We start from the raw sequence: 17,273 nt of genomic DNA, 5'->3' as shown, positions 1-17,273 counted from the left end.
TTTCACTGTAACAAAATATTTACGAGCAGGTGCAGATCCTTGCCTCGTCAGTCGTAACTTCCCTCCACTGTCCACACTGGATTTTCAGTTCCGGAGCAGAGGACGAGCACCGCCTCCGGCGCCTCGTTTTCCCCTGCCGCGAGCAACAGTTGCAGCCGGGCTTGCTGCGGCCCGGTCGAACGACGACCCGACGTGACCGGCCACGGACCGGCCCATCCGGTGATCGGCCGCGGCGGCCCGCCTGCGACGCGAAGTCCGTGCGGCGGCGCGGTCAACCGTTTGCGCGCGGTGAGGCCGACCGGCCGCCCCTGATCGTCGACGACCTGGACTGGCAACGGTTGTTCCAGCACCGTCGCCGGGGACGGGGAGGGCAGCCGGGCAGGCCACGTGGCGTCCGGCGGCCCGACGGGTTCCCGCGGATCGCCCCACGGAATGAGCCGGACCCGGCTCGCCGGATCGCGTCCGCCGTCGAGCAGCGGTGTGACCACGCCTTCCGGGCCGAGCAGACCTTGCACCCGCACGAACGCGCGGCCAGCCCGTTCGGCGGCCAATTCCTCGTCCTCGCCGGGGCCGGCGCCGGGATCGCTCCCCCGCCACAGCCCCAGCTGCAATGACCTCCCTTCGACAGTCTCTTCCGGTTCGAGCCGCAACCGCGCGACCCCGGCCGTGGGCCGTTCGCCGGGCGCGGCCTTGAGCCAGCCCTCGAACTGCCACCGAACCCGGTCCGCGACCCCTTGCGGCGTAAGTGGTTCCGCACAACGCCAGACGCGACCGAGCTGCTCGCCGTTCTCAGTGGTCGCGTATATACCCAATCGAGTGCACGCGAGCCCGCGATCAGCGAGCGCGGCATGGAACCGTGCGCCGAGTTTTTTGGCCATGAACGCGGCGACATCCACCCGGGCAAGCACCGGATCGAACGACTCGGCGAGCGACAGCTCCGGCGGCGGGCTGCGGCGCAACGGCGGCCGGTCGGACAGCCCCCGGGCCAGTCGATGCGCGAGCACCCCGGTGCGCCCGAACCGAGCGGCGACGTCCCGCTCGCCGAGTCCGGCGAAGGCACCGAGCGTGCGCAACCCGAGCCGGACGAGCAGGCCGACCAGATCCGCCCGCTCAGAGCCTGGCTGGTCCAGTTCAATCACCGGCAACGGGGCGAGGAATTCGGCTGTCCGCCCAGGTTCGACCAACGCCCCCTGCCGCGCGGCGAGGGTCGCCGCGAACAATCCCTCCGCCACACCGACCTGACATTCGACCCCGGCCGCCGCGGCCGCCTGGTCCACCAGTTTCTCCGCGAGCTGCGGTTCGCCGCCGAAGTACCCGGCCGCACCCGCGACGGGAACCGCGAGGAGCCCCGGCCGCACCACTTCCAGGCCGACGACCAGCTCCTCCACCGCCGCCGCGACATTCTCGAACAACCGCGCGTCCCGAGCGTCGTCCACGCCGAACACCGCCAGGTCCGGGCATTGGGATTCCGCTTCTCGCCGCCGCATGCCGCGCCGGATGTTCCGCGTCCGCGCGACCGCGGTGCACGCGACGACCCGGTTGGCGTGGAACACCGCCGCCGGCCGGGTAAGCACGCTCCCCGCCGCGGCGACGGCAGCGACCGCGGGCCAGTCCGGGCACCACAGGACCAGCATCCGCGTCGGATGACGGCGTGGATCTGCTTGTCCTTTGTGGACGTTCCCGGTCACCCGACTGCCTCTTCCCGCGCTGCGAGGTGCTTCTCGCCCCGGGAAACCCGCCCGTCCGGGCCGGGCAGAAACACCGACGCCGACCGAGGCCGAGCCGCTGCGCCACGTCCGCGAGCGTGCACCTCGACCGGGCGGGAACGGAGGTGTCCGGCACCGTGTTCTCCCACCCCGGTCCAGGTGCCGGGGGTGCAGTGCAATTCGACGTCGGCGGAAGGCCAGGGCCCCAACGAAAGCAGCACCGCCCCGCGATGCCTCGCCCGCGCCGCGAGCCGACGTGCGACATCCGGGCGGACTGAACGAGGCTCGGTGACAACGAGGTCGACGCCGTCGAGCAAAGCGGCCATCACTGCCTGGTATTCGGCCCCTGGCTGAGAAACCAACGCGAGCCGCGAAACGGCGACCCCGTGCTCAGCCGCCGCGACAATCCCCAGCGACGGAGCACCGACCACCGCGGCCCACGCCCCGGCGACGGTCGCCTCCGCGAGCAACGCGAACAGCAACGAGGTGGAGTGGTGGACCGCGATGATGCTTCCGCGGCGCAACCCAGCCTCGGGGAGGAGATCGGCCAGGGCGGGGGCCACGGGGAGCAGCCGCCCAGCGGCACGGCCCCAATCGGCCCGGGAAGCCCGCTCGGCCGCGACGGTGCTGGCAGTGCTGACGCCGGGGAGAGCGGTCAGTTTGGCCAGCGGGTGCGACGGATCCGCGGGATCGGGCGAGGGCGGGTCGGCGGGGTGGAGCCGGGTTGGAGGGCGGAGTTTCGGGGGGTCGGGAGTTTCTGAGGCGGATGGGGGTGCCGGGCCGGATGGGGTTGCTGAATCGGGTGGAGTTTCTGAGTCGGGTGGGGTTGCGAGGTTGAGCGGAGTCGCAGGGTGCAGCTGGGTTGGAGGGGTGGGCGGGGTTGTCGGCTCAGGCGAAGTTTCCGGGTCTGAGCTGGCTGAGACCAGTGAGTGAAGAGGAGTTGGCGGCTCAAGCGCAGTCTCCGGATGAACAGCTGAGCCAACCCGAGCCGACGGCTGTTGGGTCGCCGGTTTGAGCGGAGTCGGTGAATCAGACCCGCTGGAGACGCGCACGTCAGCAGACGCGGCAGCACTGGGAAAAAGTTCACGACCGGACTCGGCTGACGGACCTGACCGTGCCTGCGAACGAAGCCCCGTCGAGTCGTCTCCTGCCGTCCCGCCGGAGCTGGCTGGCATCCATGGTTCGAACGCCACGTCCGGAGAACTCAGCCGGGATCCGTTCTCTCCCCACGAGAACATCGACCTCGGCGAACCCGCGGACATCGCGGCGACCGGCGTTCGTTCCTTCGCCAACGCTTCGATCGCCGACCACGGCACCGATACTTCCCACGAGCGTGCCGGCCGCGCCTCCGGCACGCTCGTGGGGGCGGAAGCCGCGACTTCCGCGTCGGAGAAGTTCTTCCGCGACGACCGGGCGGGCTTCTTCTTCGCTGAAATCCCCGCAATGCCAAGGAGATCAGTCGGGGCAGAGCTAGCAGGCAGCATCGGCACGTCTTGGCCCTCGGCCATTGCCGAAGAACCGCCTGTCCCGGGGACGGCCTCGGTCAGAGGCCAAACGCCGTCCACCCCAGCCGGAGCACCCCGCGTCCCCGAAGCCCCCACAGCCAGAGCCCAAGTGCCGCTTACCCCCACAGCTTCCCCAGCCGAAACGCCCCACGCCCCGGAAACCCCCGAGGCCATCCCCGCCAGAGCCGAAGCATCCCCCGCTCCGGAAAAACCAGCCGCGACCGAACCGTCCGCAGGAGTCCCCCCGGCCTCAAAGGCCCCCGCAGCCCCTGAAGCTCCCGTCCCTCCCGCGATCTCCGAAACAGCCCCCGAACAAGCGAGCTCCGAAGAAGCAGCCCCCGAAGCCACTCCGGTCGTCACCGGTTCCCTCCTTCCTCCGTGATCGGCCGACAGTCCGCCCCGGAGCAAGGTCGTCAAACCAAGCCGGGACGGACGTCGGCACACCGCGGGGAAGGCGGTTCCGCATCCTCAGCCGTGCGGAATCCGCACGGTCACCCAACAATCGCACCCAAAAACACATCACTGCGCCGAACAGTATCGAACACCCGTTCGACTTCACTCAGTTTCACTCGCCCCCTCCCCAGCTGTCAAGCGCGGACGGAGAAAGAACCCGGAAGATCACCGGACACCAGGAAAACGGCTCTTTACACTGGAACCCTGATGAAGACAGGACACATCGCCCTGCGGGGTTTCGCCGAAGCTGACCTGCCGGTGCTCGACCGGTTCTCCACGGACCCGGACGGCGCCGGGACCTTCCAGTGGACGAGGTTCACCGGACCGCAGGCACGGCGCCGGTTCGCCGAGGACGGGTTCCTCAGCCCGGCCTCGAGCGCGGTCGCCGTGACAGTCGACTCGGCCGTCGCCGGGATGGCGACCTGGGAGGCGGCCGACCGGGGCGGGCCCGCCGGCGGGTGCTTCCGGGTCGGCGTCGCGTTGCTGCCCGACTACCGCGGCCACGGCACCGCCGCGAAGGCGTACCAGCTGCTCGTCGACCAGCTCTTCCGGCACACCCGCGCGCACCGGCTCGAAGCCTTCGTCGACAGCGAGGACGTCGCCGGGCAGCACACGCTGGAGAAGACCGGTTTCCACCGCGAAGGGCTGCTGTGCCAGGTCACCTGGCGCGACGGCGGCTACCGCGACGAGGTCGTCTACGCGATCCTGCGCGAGGGATGAAAAAACCGGCCGGGACCCGAAAGTCCCGGCCGGCTACCAAAAAATCAGTGCGCGAAGTGGCGCGTACCGGTGAGGTACAGCGTGATCCCGGCGGCCTCGGCGGCGGCGATCACCTCGGCGTCGCGGATGGACCCGCCGGGCTGCACGACAGCGCGCACGCCGGCCTCGATCAGCACCTCGAGTCCGTCCGGGAACGGGAAGAACGCGTCCGACGCGCCGACCGAGCCCTTCGCCCGGTCGCCCGCCCGCGAGACCGCCAGCCGCGACGAGTCGACGCGGTTGACCTGGCCCATGCCGACCCCGACGGTCGCCTGCTCGTGTGCCAGCAGGATCGCGTTGGACTTCACCGCGCGCAGGGCCCGCCACGCGAATTCCAGGTCCGCCAGGGTCTGCTCGTCGGCGGGCGAGCCGGTGGCCAGCTCCCAGTTCGCCGGGTTGTCGCCGGGGGCGTCGATCGCGTCGGCGGTCTGCACGAGCACGCCGCCGGAGATCGGCCGGAACTCCACCGGGGCCGCGTTTTCGATCGCGGGGAGCTTCAGCAGCCGCACGTTCTTCTTGCGCTGCAGGATCTCCAGCGCTTCCGGCTCGAAGTCGGGGGCGAGCACGACCTCGGTGAAGACCTCGGCGATCTGCTCCGCCGCCGCGACGCTCACCGGACGGTTCGTGGCGATCACGCCGCCGTACGCGGACACCGGGTCGCAGGCGTGCGCCTTACGGTGCGCTTCGGCGATGTCCGTGCCGACAGCGATCCCGCACGGGTTGGCGTGCTTGATGATCGCGACGGCCGGCTCGGAGAAGTCGAAGGCGGCCCGACGCGCGGCGTCAGTGTCGACGTAGTTGTTGTACGACATCGCCTTGCCGTGAAGCTGCTCCGCGTGCGCGAGGCCCGGCTGCGCGCTGCGGTACAGCGCTGCCTTCTGGTGCGGGTTCTCGCCGTAGCGCAGTACGTCCGCACGGTCCCACGTCGCGCCGAGGAAGTCCGGGAAGCCGCTGTCGTCCGAAGGCGCGTACGCGTTGGCGAACCAGGAAGCGACGGCAGTGTCGTACGCAGCCGTGTGCGCGTACGCCTGCGCAGCGAGCCGCTTGCGGTCCGAGAGTTCGAAGCCGCCCGCGGAGACCTGCTCGAGCACCCACGCGTACCGCGCCGGGTCCACGACGACAGCGACGCTGCCGTGGTTCTTCGCGGCCGCGCGCACCATCGCGGGACCGCCGATGTCGATGTTCTCGACGCAGTCCTCGGGGCTCGCGCCGGACGCGACAGTCGCCTGGAACGGGTACAGGTTCACCACGAGCAGGTCGAACGCCGCGATGTCGAGCTGCTTGAGCTGTGCGACGTGGTCCTCGTTGCCCTGGTCGGCGAGCAGTCCGGCGTGCACGCGCGGGTGCAGCGTCTTGACCCGGCCGTCGAACGATTCGGGGAACCCGGTGACCTGCTCGACCGGCGTGACCGGAACACCGGCGTTCGCGATGACCTTCGCCGTGCCGCCGGTCGACACGATCTCCACGCCGGCCGCGTGCAGGCCGGTCGCGAGCTCGAGCAGGCCGGCCTTGTCCGAGACGCCGATCAGCGCGCGCCGGACCGGGCGCCGCCCCTGTGCTGTGCTCACGAAAACCTCACCTTTCGTCCGTCCACGGTGCACCCACCACGGCCGAGTCGCTCGATCGTTTCAACCAGCAGCCTGCGCTCCACGGCTTTGATCCGCTCGTGCAGGACGTCTTCGGTGTCGTCGGTCTCCACCAGCACCGCCTCCTGGGCGATGACCGGGCCAGTGTCCACCCCGGCGTCGACGAAATGCACCGTCGATCCGGTGACGCGCACGCCCGCGGCCAGCGCGTCGGCGACCGCGTGCATCCCGGGGAACGACGGCAGCAGCGCGGGGTGGGTGTTGATCACGCGGCCCGCGAACCGCGACAGGAACTCCGCTCCGAGGATCTTCATGAAGCCCGCGGACACCACGAGGTCGGGCTGGTAAGCCGCGACGGCCTCGGCGAGCGCGCGGTCCCACGCGGCCCGGTCCGGATGGTCGGCGACGCGCACGGTGAACGACGGCACGTCGGCCCGTTCCGCCCGCGCGAGCGCCTCGATTCCGGTGCGGTCGGCTCCGACTGCGACGACGGAAGCCGGGAACCCGGGCTGCCCGACCGCGTCGAGCACAGCTTGCAGCAGCGTGCCGGAACCGGACGCGAGCACGACGATCTTCACCGGAGTGGGCAGTTCCAAGCGGCTGGCCAGAACGGGCTCCTTGCACGGCGGTACGCCTCGGGCGCACGGCGCTTCACCAGGTCGCCCCAACCCTAACGGTCGTCCTCGGCGGGCTTCGCGTCGCCGGAGTCCTCGGTGGACTCGGTCACAGCGTCCGGCTCCTCGGCGGGGGTTTCCGACTTGTCTTCGGGCTTCTCTTCGTGCTTGTCTTCCGCGGTTTCCGGCTCGTCCTCGGGCAGGTCGAGGCCCAGTTCCGCGTCGGCCTCCGCGTCGAAGTCCTCGTCTTCTGGCGAGTCTTCGGCCAGGTCCGAGTCTGCCTCGGCGTTCTCGTCCGCGACGTCCTCATCGGACTCGGGCTCCTCCGACTCAGCGTCCTCAGCCTCATCCGACGCGGACTCGGTCTCGGATTCCGGCTCAGCCTCGCCCTCGTCTTCCACCTCAAGCGAGCCGACCGGCCGCATCGGAGAGTGCGCCCCCGCGAAGAACGCCACGAACCCAGCAGGAATCACGATCCAGCAGAACGCGACGATCGACGCCACCCCGACCGGCACGCTGACCGGGTCGAACGGACCGTCGCCCAGTCGTCCGCCAGCGAGCGTGCCGAGCAGCACGCAGCCGAACCCGACGACCGCGCCCGCGACGACCACGGCCCGCAGCCGCGCCGCTGGATCGTCGTCCACCGCGCGGACCGACCAGCCGACCAGCACTCCGACCGCCAGCGGCAGCACCAGCAGCACCGGCCACCACGACGCGGCGTGCTCCGGAATGCCGCCGAGCAGCGGAACCCCGGGCACGGAACCGCCGCGGTAGCCGACGAGGTGCACGTCGAGACTGCCGATGCTGAAGCCGGGCCCGCTCACGAACGACATCGCGGCGACCACGGCGTTCGGCAGGTACAACACGGAAAGCAGGAACAGGCCGAAGCTGCCGCCGAACGACGGCTCGAACAGGCTGGACACCGTGCGCGCGGACAGCGCTGTGGCGGCGGTCAGCGTCAGAGCGCCGGCCGCCAGCAGCGCGAACAGCCCGAGCAAGCCTGCCCGCAAACCGCGAAGAGCCAACGGGTCGAGCCGTTCGGCGAGCACCTGCGGCATCCCAAAACGCCGAAGCACCCCACCGGTGGCCGCGAGTCCGGAAATCACCGCAGGCACCACCGCGGCGAGCCAGAAGTTCGCCCGTACCGGTTCTCCGATCGACAGCAGCGAAATCAGCACGCCGAACAGCAAATGCGCGCTGAAAATCGCGGCGATCAAGGGGACCGCGTGCCGCAGCCGGGCGCAGCGAAGCCGTCGCACGGCCTTCGCCGCCGCTCGCGCGATCAGCAGCACCACGCCGATCGTCGGCAGCAGCGGCAGCATCCCGAGCGGATGGCCGCCGATCCCGAGTTCGACCTGGTAGGCGGCCAGCCAGCCGGGTCCCGCGGACAGCAGCACCCCGCCCGCGGAGAAGATCGCGTGCTGCGCGGTCAGCGTGACGAGCGCGAGCAGGGTGGCGACCACCGCGTAGCCGGTGACGATCGGGCCGAGGGCCGCGACGAGCAACACCCGCAACCGGGGTGCCTGCGGGACATCCTGGCCAAGGGAGTCGCCCACCGGCTCGTCGCCCGCGGGGCGTCCGGGACTGGTGAGCACCTGCATGTCCTCGACCATGACATCCGCGCTCGGCCGTCCGGGTGAGGCACGCCGCCCGGCGGACGTGGCGAATCCAACGCCCACCCGGTCGTGGCACGAGGGCAATAAAAACACCCGCTGTGACACGGAGAGTCACAGCGGGTGGGTAATGCGAAGGGGTATCAGCCTTGCTGTCCGAAACCTCCGGGCGGCGTGCCCGGTTTGTTCTGATCGGCCGGCGGCTGGAAGAACTGGCCCTGCTGCGGCGCGTACGTCGTGGCCTGTCCGCCCGGAGGCGGCGTCGCCGGCGGCTGCTGCCCCGGAGCAGGCGGCTGCTGACCCTGCTGCCCGGGAGCCGGCTGGTACTGCGTCGGCTGGTACTGGCCCTGCTGACTGTAGGGCTGCTGGTACGCCGGGGCGGACGGCTGCGGAGCCGGCGGCTTGAGCACGCCGTACTCGAACAGCAGCACGGCGACCGACGCCGCCATCTGCAGCAGACCGAGGATCAGCACCACGATCACGATGGCGGACGACCGCCCGGAGATGACACTGTCGAGCGCGCCCAGCCCGCCGAGCACGCTGAACAGCGCGGCGAACGGCAGCGTCTTCGGTCCCTTGGGCAGCAGGTTCATCGCCGACAGCAGACCGCCGACGAGCAGGAACAGAATGGCCTGTCCGGCGGTGCCCGCTTCGGCGGCGAAGCCGAGGAAGTACTGCACCAGCCCGAGTCCGGCGACGCCGAGGGACAGCAGCAGCGGAAGGTTCGGCGGCGTTCCGGCACCCGCGGCAGGCGGGCCCTGCTGCGGCTGGGGCTGCTGCGGGAACCCGCCCGACGGGGGCGGTCCCTGGGACGGCTGGCCCTGCTGGGGGTAGCCGGGCCCGCCACTGGGGAAGGTCATCGGAAGGTCTCCTGTCTCATCGACCGGCGGTTCGAGATCCTGCGGTGCCCGGGCGCGCCGGCGGCGTCCCCCGCTCACGAGTGACTGCACGCTAGCGCATTCGCCCTCGGCGTCCGCGACGTTGGACGCACCGAGCGCCGGATCGGTTGCGGGCGGAAACGACGAAGGCCGGGCACCGTGTCGGTGCCCGGCCTCCGCCAGTGGAGTCGCTGCTGGTCAGCCGAGGCTGTTGTACAGCTCGCGAGCGAGAACCGCGGTCTCGCTCGGGGTCTTGCCGACCTTGACGCCCGCGGCCTCGAGGGCCTCCTTCTTCGCCGCGGCGGTGCCGGACGATCCGGAGACGATCGCGCCCGCGTGGCCCATCGTCTTGCCCTCGGGGGCGGTGAAGCCCGCGACGTAGCCGACGACCGGCTTGGTCACGTTCTCCTTGATGTAGGCCGCGGCGCGCTCTTCGGCGTCGCCGCCGATCTCGCCGATCATCACGATGACCTTGGTGTCGGCGTCCTTCTCGAACGCCTCGAGGGCGTCGATGTGGGTGGTGCCGATGACCGGGTCGCCGCCGATGCCGACAGCGGTCGAGAAACCGATGTCGCGCAGCTCGTACATCATCTGGTAGGTCAGCGTGCCCGACTTCGACACGAGGCCGATCGGGCCCGCGCCGGTGATGTCGGCCGGGATGATGCCCGCGTTCGACTTGCCGGGGCTGATCACGCCGGGGCAGTTCGGCCCGATGATCCGGGTCTTGTTGCCGGTCGCGACCGCGTGCGCCCAGAAGTAGGCCGAGTCGTGCACCGGGATGCCCTCGGTGATGACGACGGCCAGCGGGATCTCGGCGTCGATCGCCTCGATGACCGCGTCCTTGGCGAACTTCGGCGGCACGAAGATGACCGACACGTCGGCGCCGGTCTCCTTGATGGCCTCCTCGACCGTGCCGAACACGGTGAGGTCCTTGCCCTCGATGGTGACCGTCTGGCCGGCCTTGCGGGCGTTGACGCCGCCCACGATGTCGGTGCCGGACTTCAGCATCTTGGTCGCGTGCTTCATGCCCTCGGAGCCGGTGAGCCCCTGGACGATGACCTTGCTGTTCTCGTTGATCAGGATCGACATCTCACGCACCTGCCGCGGCGAGCTCGGCAGCCTTGTCGGCCGCGTTGTCCATTGTGTCCACCACGGTGACCAGCGGGTGGTTCGCGTCGGCCAGGATCTGGCGACCCTCGACGACGTTGTTGCCGTCCAGGCGGACGACCAGCGGCTTGGTGGCCTCGTCGCCCAGGATCTTCAGCGCCTCGACGATGCCGTTCGCGACCGCGTCGCACGCGGTGATGCCGCCGAAGACGTTCACGAACACGCTCTTCACGTCGGTGTCGTTGAGGATGACGTCCAGACCGGCCGCCATGACCTCCGCCGACGCGCCGCCGCCGATGTCGAGGAAGTTGGCGGGCTTCACGCCGCCGTGCTTCTCGCCCGCGTACGCCACGACGTCCAAAGTGGACATCACGAGGCCCGCGCCGTTGCCGATGATGCCGACCTCGCCCTCGAGCTTGACGTAGTTGAGGTTCTTGGCCTTGGCCTTCGCCTCGAGCGGGTTCTCGGCCTGCTTGTCGACGAGTTCCTCGTGCGCCGGGTGGCGGAAGGAGGCGTTCTCGTCGAGGGTGACCTTGCCGTCGAGGGCGATGATCTTGTCCTGCGGGTCGCGGACCAGCGGGTTGACCTCGACCAGGGTGGCGTCCTCGGAGACGAAGGTCTCCCACAGCTTCACCACGACGTCGGCGGCCTCGTCGATGATCTCGGCCGGGAAGTTGCCGGCCTTCAGGATCTCGAGCGCCGTCGCCTTGTCGACGCCCTTGATCGCGTCGACCGGGATCTTGGCGAGCGCGTCCGGGCGCTCGACCGCGAGCTGCTCGATCTCCATGCCGCCCTCGGACGACGCCATCGCGAGGAAAGTGCGGTTGGCGCGGTCGAGCAGGAAGGAGAAGTAGTACTCGGACGCGATGTCCGAGGCTTCCGCCACCAGCACGCGGTGCGTGATGTGGCCCTTGATGTCGAGGCCGAGGATGGCTTCCGCCTTCTCCTTCGCCTCGTCGGGCGTCTGGGCCAGCTTGACGCCGCCCGCCTTGCCCCGGCCGCCGACCTTCACCTGCGCCTTGACGACGACCTGGGTGCCGATCTGCTCCGCGGCGGCCTTGGCTTCTTCCGGGGTGCTTGCCACGGCGCCCGGCAGAACCGGTACTCCGTGGGCGGCGAAGAGATCCCTCGCCTGGTACTCGTAGAGGTCCACTACTCCAGTCTCCTGACGACACGCCACTGTGGTGGTCCGTTTTCCGGACCGCGCTGTCGGACCAGTCGAGGTTAGCGACCAGCGCAGACGCAGGGGACGCCGCACCTGGTGAAGTCGGTCACCGTGCGCGGTCAGAGGGTGTGCCGAGGGTGTGAGACCGCCCACCGACAAGCATTTCGGCGGCCTTTTCCGGGCTTTCGGAGCCCAGTTCGACCACTTCGGTGCCGGGAAGCGCTTCAGCGACGCCTTCGGGGACGGGACCGCCGAGGAGGCCCAGAATGTCTGGATCCTCCTGTTCGGTGGTGCGCACGATCTTTTCCGTCGTGTCGAGGTGTCCTACGTGGACGACTTCGAGACCGGCGTCGCGGAGCATTCGCGCCAACGGAATCGCGGCGGTTTCTCCGGCCAGCTCAACTAGGACGACGCGCCGCGGACTCACTTCTTCGCACTCTTCGCACCGGCGGCCGCAGTGGCGACAGCGATCACTGCCGCCACGACCGCGGCGAGCCCAAGCCAGAATCCCGCGCCCGGCTTCGCGCTGGAGAACAGGGAACTGACCAGTGGAATCTCGGCGACGTGCAACGCGAGAAGCACCGCCGCTCCAGTCAGCCCCGCCGCCGCGGCACCGGGCCGCGAACGCACGCTCAATCCGAGCGTCCCGAGAACGACGAGCAGCGCGGCGAGCAATCCCCACGACGGAGTGTCGAAATCGGACCAAAGACCGGGCGTCGAGTAATCCTGCGCGGTGAAAACCGGTGTGCCGAACGTCGCGATGGCCAGCACCGCGGTGATTACTGCCGGAATCAGAACTGGGGATCGCGGCCCTTCGGTACCGGTGTCATCGCGTTCCACGACGCCGGTCACCACTGCGGCCAATCCGGCAAGCCCGGCGAGACCGAGCGCGATCGCGGTGAAAACGGCTCCCGCGCCGAGGTGGTAATTGATCGCGCCGCCGAGTCCGCCGAGTCCAGTCGCTTCGGAGGCGGTGATGGCCGTGCTGAGCACAGCCGTTCCGGCGAGAACGACACCGGCCCACAACACCGCGAGCACCCCGCGCGCGAACGGCGCGGTACGGCGCGACAGAAGGAAAGGTGCTGGCAACACAACAAGAATTGCCGCGATCAGCAGTTGCGAGCGGGCCGGGCTATCGGTGCTGTCCGTGCTGTTGCCGAGTTGCGGAGCGTACGCGCCGATCGCCGCCGCGATTCCGGTCAGCAATGCGAGCAGAGCGGTGAGCGTGCGCCAGATGGTGAGCCCCGGGACGCGGGCCTCGCCGGCCAGGTCGGTGCGTTCGGTTTGCGTCTGCTGCGGTGTCGCAAGTGGAGTGAGGACGAGGACCATCACCATCGGCACGACTGCGAGATACGCGCCCGTCGAGACTTCCAGCCCCGACACGGCCAGCCCAGCAACGAACGTCGGCAGCGCGACGGCCAGCACCGCCGCGACGACCCCGCCGAGCGTCCCCCGGGCGACGCCGTCGGATCCGGCGGAAACCCCGAGCACCGCGGCTACTGGCAGCGCGCCAGCGAGGAGGAGGTAACCGGCGAGCGCCAGGCCGGGTCCCTCGAATGCCGACCGGGCAAGGAGAAACGGATCGTCCGAGAGGACCGGGGTCATCAGCAGTCCGACCGCGGCGACTACCGCGAGCAGCGGAATGATCAGCCGCCAGCGGCGTTTGTCGTTCCCTCCGGCGATCTCGTTGCGCTCGCGCACGACCTGCGCGGCCACGATCCCGGCGACGAGCGTGAGCACGTGCCCGGCGATCAGCAACCAGAACCCGACGCCTACGCCACTGCGGTCGAGCAGGCGGTCCGGGAGGTACAGCTCGGGGCGGATGGTTTTGGAGCCGTTGACGAGGAATTGGAGATCGAGGACCAGCCGCCCCGGCGCGAGAGCGGCGAGGCCGGTGACGAGACCGGCGGCCAGGCCGTGCCGCCCGCTGCGAGCCGCCGCGAACGCGATCCCGGCCGGGACCACGGCGAGGATGACGAGGAGCGGCCAGGAGAGATAGCCGGGCCCGGCGTCGGGCGAGACCGGGGCGATGGCTCCGGCGGCGAGGGCTAGGGCGGCGAGACCGAGGAGGGCGGTGGCGGCTCGGAGCCTTGGGGAGGGGGTTTGGTCGGTGAGGTCTAGGAGGGGTGGGGCCTCGCGACCGCTTGGGTCTCGGCGGCTCGAGTCTTGGCGGCTCGAGTCTTGGCGGCTCGAGTCTTGGCGGCTCGAGTCTTGGCGGCTCGAGTCTTGGCGGCTCGAGTCTTGGCCGCCGGAGTCTTGGCGGCCTGAGTCTCGGCGGCCTGAGTCTCGGCCGCTTGAGTCTCGACCGCCGGAGTCTTGGCGGCTTGGGATGGTGCGGGGTGCCGACCTCCGCTCGCCCGGGTCAGCGTCGGGGTTTTGGCGGCTGGTCACGCCTGCCTCGTCGCGAGGGCGTTCGGAGGTCTCAGGTGACGAGGCGGACGCATCTCCTCGACCGGGTGGGACGGCCGGGCCACCCGCTGCCCCCGGCTCCTCGCGACCGGACGAGTCAGCCGGACTCCCAGCGGAAGCCTTTCCACGGCGACGGGATGCGTCGGCGGGGCTGTCGGCGGAGTCCGATGGGTCCGATTTCGCGCGACCGGCGTCGCGGCGGGCTCGGGCGCGGGCGGCGGCCTTGCGCTCGGCGAGGCTGGGACGCCGGGATCCGGCGGGAGGGCCTGGGGTGTCCGGGGCGGAGTCGCCGTCGGGAGGCTCTGGGGTCGGCGGAGTCATCGCTCGCGACGCTAGCAAGGACCGGTCCCGGCAGGCGGACGGCAGGGCCGCCTCGACCAGGCCGGAACGCACTTCCAGGTGAATTCCGCGTCGGATGAACCTCGGGCCGTGCCCGCGCGTCTGACAGGTGCGAAGAAAAAATCCCCGATTCGCGTAAGAGGGGCGCGGACCGGAGGTCTCGACGGCAGAGGGACCGAACCGTGCCGGAGGGAGCGTCGGGAAAAAACTTCGGGGAAGTCGCGTAAGGGAGTGGCGTTCGGGGCGTCACTCCGGCGCGGGACGAAGCACGGGGACACATCGCGGGGGCGATGGACGAGGTCGGATACCTGTTCGTGGCAGGTGCCCGACCAGGTCGCGGAGGGGAGCCGCGACGGGTGCCGGCAGGTCGTGGGGACGGCTTGCCGGGACTGAGGTGGAGAGGGCCGAGATCTGCCGGGGAGGGCAGGTGACGGCCACGTCGCGGAGGGGAGCCGCGAGCTCCGTCCCTGTCAGGCCGGGGAGGACCTGACAGGGACGGAGACGGCCAGGGCTTGCCGGAGGGCAGGCACCGGCCGGGGTCGCGGAGGGAGTCGCGACAGGCACTGGCAGATCGTGGGGACGATCGGCCGGGGACGGGGGTGGCCGGGACCTGCCGGGGAGGGCAGGTGACCGGCCGCATCTCTCAGGGGACGACCGCATCTCCGAGGCAAGTTGTGAGGGGCTCCGCCTGGCCGGGGTGCCGTGAGGGGCTTCGCCTGGTCGGAGCATCCTGAAGAGACTCCGCCTAGCCGGGGTGTCACGAGGAGCTTCGCCTGGCCGGAGCGTCCTGAAGAGACTCCGCCTGGCCGGGGTGTCACGAGGGGGCTCCGCCTGATCGGGGTAACAGGTCCGCAGGGAATGGCCTGGACCTGCCGGTGGCGCGTAGCCCAGCTACATCTCCGAGCAGAGCCGCGAAAGAAACCCCCAGGCAGAGCCGCGAAAGGCACCGCCCAGGCAGGGTGACGGCTCGCGAGTGGGCGGCCCGGGCCTGCCGGGAGCGCGTAACCCAGCAGCATCCAGGACCCAACAGCCTCCAGGGCTCTGACGGACCCGGTCTCGGCCTGCGGTCCAGGCGGCTCTGGGCGGGAAAGATCCATCGCCGGAGAGTGGGCGCGGAGTGTCGCGAGACGAAGCCGTCGAAGAGTGACTGCGGGCCCAGCGTGAGTGAGCGTCATCACAATACTCGGCGTGAAACTGCTTCAACGCGCCCGGGCAGCCGGTTATTTCGTCCGCCAGGCCGCCAGGAGGGCCCCGACGGCGCTGGGCCATCCGAACGTATGTGACTCAGGCCACATCTAGTGAAGTAGTTCCCGATTAACTTTGGGTAGTTTCCACAGCTAGAAGCTCGATGCGCGCCACTCGTTCGGCCGAAAGCCCGGTCGCGTCTTGCTCATTGAGGCGCCGCTTCGTTACTGTCCTGCGGTCCCCATTACAGTCAGGTCACGAAGCAGAACGCTGAGCGAATCACCCCCGAGGTTCGTTCACGGGATCCCCCGCCCGAGTTCGCTTCCGCCCGACTCCCCGACGATGGAAGGCTCTGTCTTGGCTTCACACCGCTCCCCCGGCGGCCAAGCCCCTTCCCCGGCGCTGAAAGACGCACTGGACGGTGCAGTCATCCGCGTCCGGGGACAGCACCGCATCGCCCCGCCCTCCTCCGCCCTTCGCGGGCGGGTCGTGGTCGCCGCCGTCGCGGCCGGCGCGTTCGCCGCAGCCGCCGCCGGGCAGACCCTCAAGTCCACCAGCGGCGGAGACTCCGACGCCGCGGTCACCCCGCTCGCCAACGCACAGAACGCGAGCGCCTCGTTCACCCTCGGCAGCGCGGGCTCCGGGGGAGCTCCCGAACTGCTGCCGACCGGCCACGCCGTCGACGCCTCCGCCGAAGCCGCGAAGATGGCCGACAGCGCCAAGGTCACCAAGGCCCGCGTGCAGGCGGAAACCGAAGCCGCGCGCCAGGCCGCCGAAGAGGCTGCCCGTCCGAAGACCTGCATGCCCGCTCACGGCACGTTCACCTCCGGCTTCGGCGCCCGCTGGGGCACGAGCCACCTCGGCATCGACATCGCCAACTCGATCGGCACCCCGATCTACGCCGCCTCCGACGGCACCGTCATCCAGGCCGGCCCCGCCAGCGGTTTCGGCCTCTGGGTACGCGTCCAGCTCGACGACGGCACCATCCAGGTCTACGGCCACATGAACAGCTTCTCCGTCCGCGAGGGCCAGAAGGTCAAGTGCGGCGAGCAGATCGCCGAGATCGGCAACCGCGGCGAGAGCACCGGCCCGCACCTGCACTTCGAGGTGTGGCAGGACGGCAGCAAGAAGATCGACCCGCGCCCGTGGCTCGCCGCCCGCGGTGTGAACGTCAGCTGACCTGCACATTCTCGCTCGCCGGGCAACCAGTGCAGTGACAACCTGCTTCTGCACGGCGGTCGCCACCTGAGGCTGAACCGCAGGTCTCGCTGGGTCAGGCAACTGGTGCACCTAGCACCTGCCACCGCACGACGATCGCCGTCCGAGCTCGGCCTGCACGCCTCGCCGGTCAGACATCGCTGCGCTCGCATCTGCTGCCGCACGACGGTCACCGCCGGGGCTTGAATCGCACGTTTCGCTTGCTAGGCAACCGGTGCAGTGACAACTGCCGCGGCACGGCCGTCGCCGTCTGAGCTTGAACTGCACGGGTCACCCTGGCGAGTAGCAGCGGAATCTGCTTAGCACGCAGGAAATCTGTGGGCGCTGAGCCGTACCGCGTGTACGCAGTCCGCGTGGCGCAGCAGAAAATCGGTCAATCGGGCCTGCTTTCGTCGTAGTGCACCGTGTGGAAGCCGCTCCGCGACCCGGCCGCAAGGAAGCTGCGGCGGACCATGCGTAAACGTCTGAGCTGACCTAAGGCGTCAGGTGTGAGCGATGCTGATCGACGGGCATCACGGATCGCTGCCGGGAAGGCGGCGAACGAAATAGGCGACGGCTACCTGCCATACCGTGCACAGATCCGCGCGTCTTCGCCACGGCATCCATCGCGCGATCCCCTCGTCGGCGCGCGACACTCCTCCGCAGACGACACATCTGCCGTCTGGTCCCAATGCGTGCTGCCTCAGCAACGCACGCCACGCCGCGGCCAGCCGTGCCACATCCCCTGGCACGTCCC

12 protein-coding genes are annotated in these 17,273 nt (G+C 69.9%); 3 read left to right on the top strand and 9 right to left on the bottom strand.

Annotated features, from left to right (window positions below):
• Window positions 1-47: 47 nt before the first annotated feature.
• Window positions 48-1,634 carry a DNA polymerase Y family protein gene (locus ACZ7SW_RS25150; protein WP_470232866.1) on the bottom strand — a complete coding sequence of 529 codons (1,587 nt, stop codon included), beginning with the start codon at window positions 1,632-1,634 and terminating at the stop codon, window positions 48-50.
• A gap of 50 nt (window positions 1,635-1,684) precedes the next feature.
• Window positions 1,685-2,278 (bottom strand): hypothetical protein, encoded by a 594-nt coding sequence (locus tag ACZ7SW_RS25145; RefSeq protein WP_470232865.1) that lies wholly within the window; start codon window positions 2,276-2,278, stop codon window positions 1,685-1,687.
• A gap of 1,593 nt (window positions 2,279-3,871) precedes the next feature.
• Here ACZ7SW_RS25145 and ACZ7SW_RS25140 point away from each other — a divergent pair.
• On the top strand, window positions 3,872-4,384 hold the full coding sequence (locus tag ACZ7SW_RS25140) for a GNAT family N-acetyltransferase (protein ID WP_470232798.1): 513 nt from the start codon (window positions 3,872-3,874) through the stop codon (window positions 4,382-4,384).
• Window positions 4,385-4,428: 44 nt separating this feature from the next.
• Here ACZ7SW_RS25140 and purH read toward each other — a convergent pair whose 3' ends face one another.
• From purH to sucC, 6 genes are all read right to left on the bottom strand, one after another.
• Window positions 4,429-5,991: a bifunctional phosphoribosylaminoimidazolecarboxamide formyltransferase/IMP cyclohydrolase gene (gene purH / locus ACZ7SW_RS25135; RefSeq protein ID WP_470232797.1), complete on the bottom strand. Its 1,563-nt coding sequence runs from the start codon at window positions 5,989-5,991 to the stop codon at window positions 4,429-4,431.
• Window positions 5,988-6,605, bottom strand: a complete 618-nt coding sequence (purN, locus tag ACZ7SW_RS25130) for a phosphoribosylglycinamide formyltransferase (protein ID WP_470232796.1) — start codon at window positions 6,603-6,605, stop codon at window positions 5,988-5,990. Before purN ends, purH begins: the two co-directional genes overlap by 4 nt.
• A gap of 74 nt (window positions 6,606-6,679) precedes the next feature.
• A complete protein-coding gene (locus ACZ7SW_RS25125; protein ID WP_470232795.1) occupies window positions 6,680-8,236 on the bottom strand; it encodes a cell division protein PerM in 1,557 nt (518 codons plus the stop codon).
• Window positions 8,237-8,379: 143 nt separating this feature from the next.
• Window positions 8,380-9,096: a DUF5336 domain-containing protein gene (locus tag ACZ7SW_RS25120; RefSeq protein ID WP_470232794.1), complete on the bottom strand. Its 717-nt coding sequence runs from the start codon at window positions 9,094-9,096 to the stop codon at window positions 8,380-8,382.
• A gap of 216 nt (window positions 9,097-9,312) precedes the next feature.
• Window positions 9,313-10,203, bottom strand: coding sequence for a succinate--CoA ligase subunit alpha (gene sucD, locus ACZ7SW_RS25115; protein WP_470232793.1), 891 nt, complete (start codon window positions 10,201-10,203; stop codon window positions 9,313-9,315).
• Between the two features lies 1 nt (window position 10,204).
• Window positions 10,205-11,374 (bottom strand): ADP-forming succinate--CoA ligase subunit beta, encoded by a 1,170-nt coding sequence (sucC, locus tag ACZ7SW_RS25110; RefSeq protein WP_182894576.1) that lies wholly within the window; start codon window positions 11,372-11,374, stop codon window positions 10,205-10,207.
• Between the two features lie 151 nt (window positions 11,375-11,525).
• On the opposite strand from sucC, the gene ACZ7SW_RS25105 reads away from it, so the two are divergent.
• The gene (locus tag ACZ7SW_RS25105) at window positions 11,526-11,792 is read left to right on the top strand and encodes a hypothetical protein (protein ID WP_470232792.1); all 267 of its coding nucleotides are present in this window, start codon (window positions 11,526-11,528) and stop codon (window positions 11,790-11,792) included.
• Window positions 11,793-11,809: 17 nt separating this feature from the next.
• Here the strand turns inward: ACZ7SW_RS25105 and ACZ7SW_RS25100 are convergent, their stop codons facing one another.
• Window positions 11,810-13,351 (bottom strand): hypothetical protein, encoded by a 1,542-nt coding sequence (locus tag ACZ7SW_RS25100; RefSeq protein ID WP_470232791.1) that lies wholly within the window; start codon window positions 13,349-13,351, stop codon window positions 11,810-11,812.
• Window positions 13,352-15,808: 2,457 nt separating this feature from the next.
• Here ACZ7SW_RS25100 and ACZ7SW_RS25095 point away from each other — a divergent pair.
• Complete coding sequence (locus tag ACZ7SW_RS25095; RefSeq protein WP_370940578.1) at window positions 15,809-16,498, top strand: M23 family metallopeptidase; 690 nt, start codon at window positions 15,809-15,811, stop codon at window positions 16,496-16,498.
• Window positions 16,499-17,273: the final 775 nt, after the last annotated feature.

Source organism: Amycolatopsis sp. NPDC114484 (genome assembly GCF_055633755.1).
This window is presented reverse-complemented; position numbering and strand designations above follow the sequence as displayed.

Coding starts and splice junctions, on each gene's coding strand:
- ACZ7SW_RS25150 (WP_470232866.1), bottom strand. CDS start 1,634: ATGCTGGTCCTGTGGTGCCCGGACTGGCCCGCGGTCGCTGCCGTCGCC.
- ACZ7SW_RS25140 (WP_470232798.1), top strand. CDS start 3,872: ATGAAGACAGGACACATCGCCCTGCGGGGTTTCGCCGAAGCTGACCTG.
- ACZ7SW_RS25125 (WP_470232795.1), bottom strand. CDS start 8,236: ATGGTCGAGGACATGCAGGTGCTCACCAGTCCCGGACGCCCCGCGGGC.
- ACZ7SW_RS25120 (WP_470232794.1), bottom strand. CDS start 9,096: ATGACCTTCCCCAGTGGCGGGCCCGGCTACCCCCAGCAGGGCCAGCCG.
- sucD (WP_470232793.1), bottom strand. CDS start 10,203: ATGTCGATCCTGATCAACGAGAACAGCAAGGTCATCGTCCAGGGGCTC.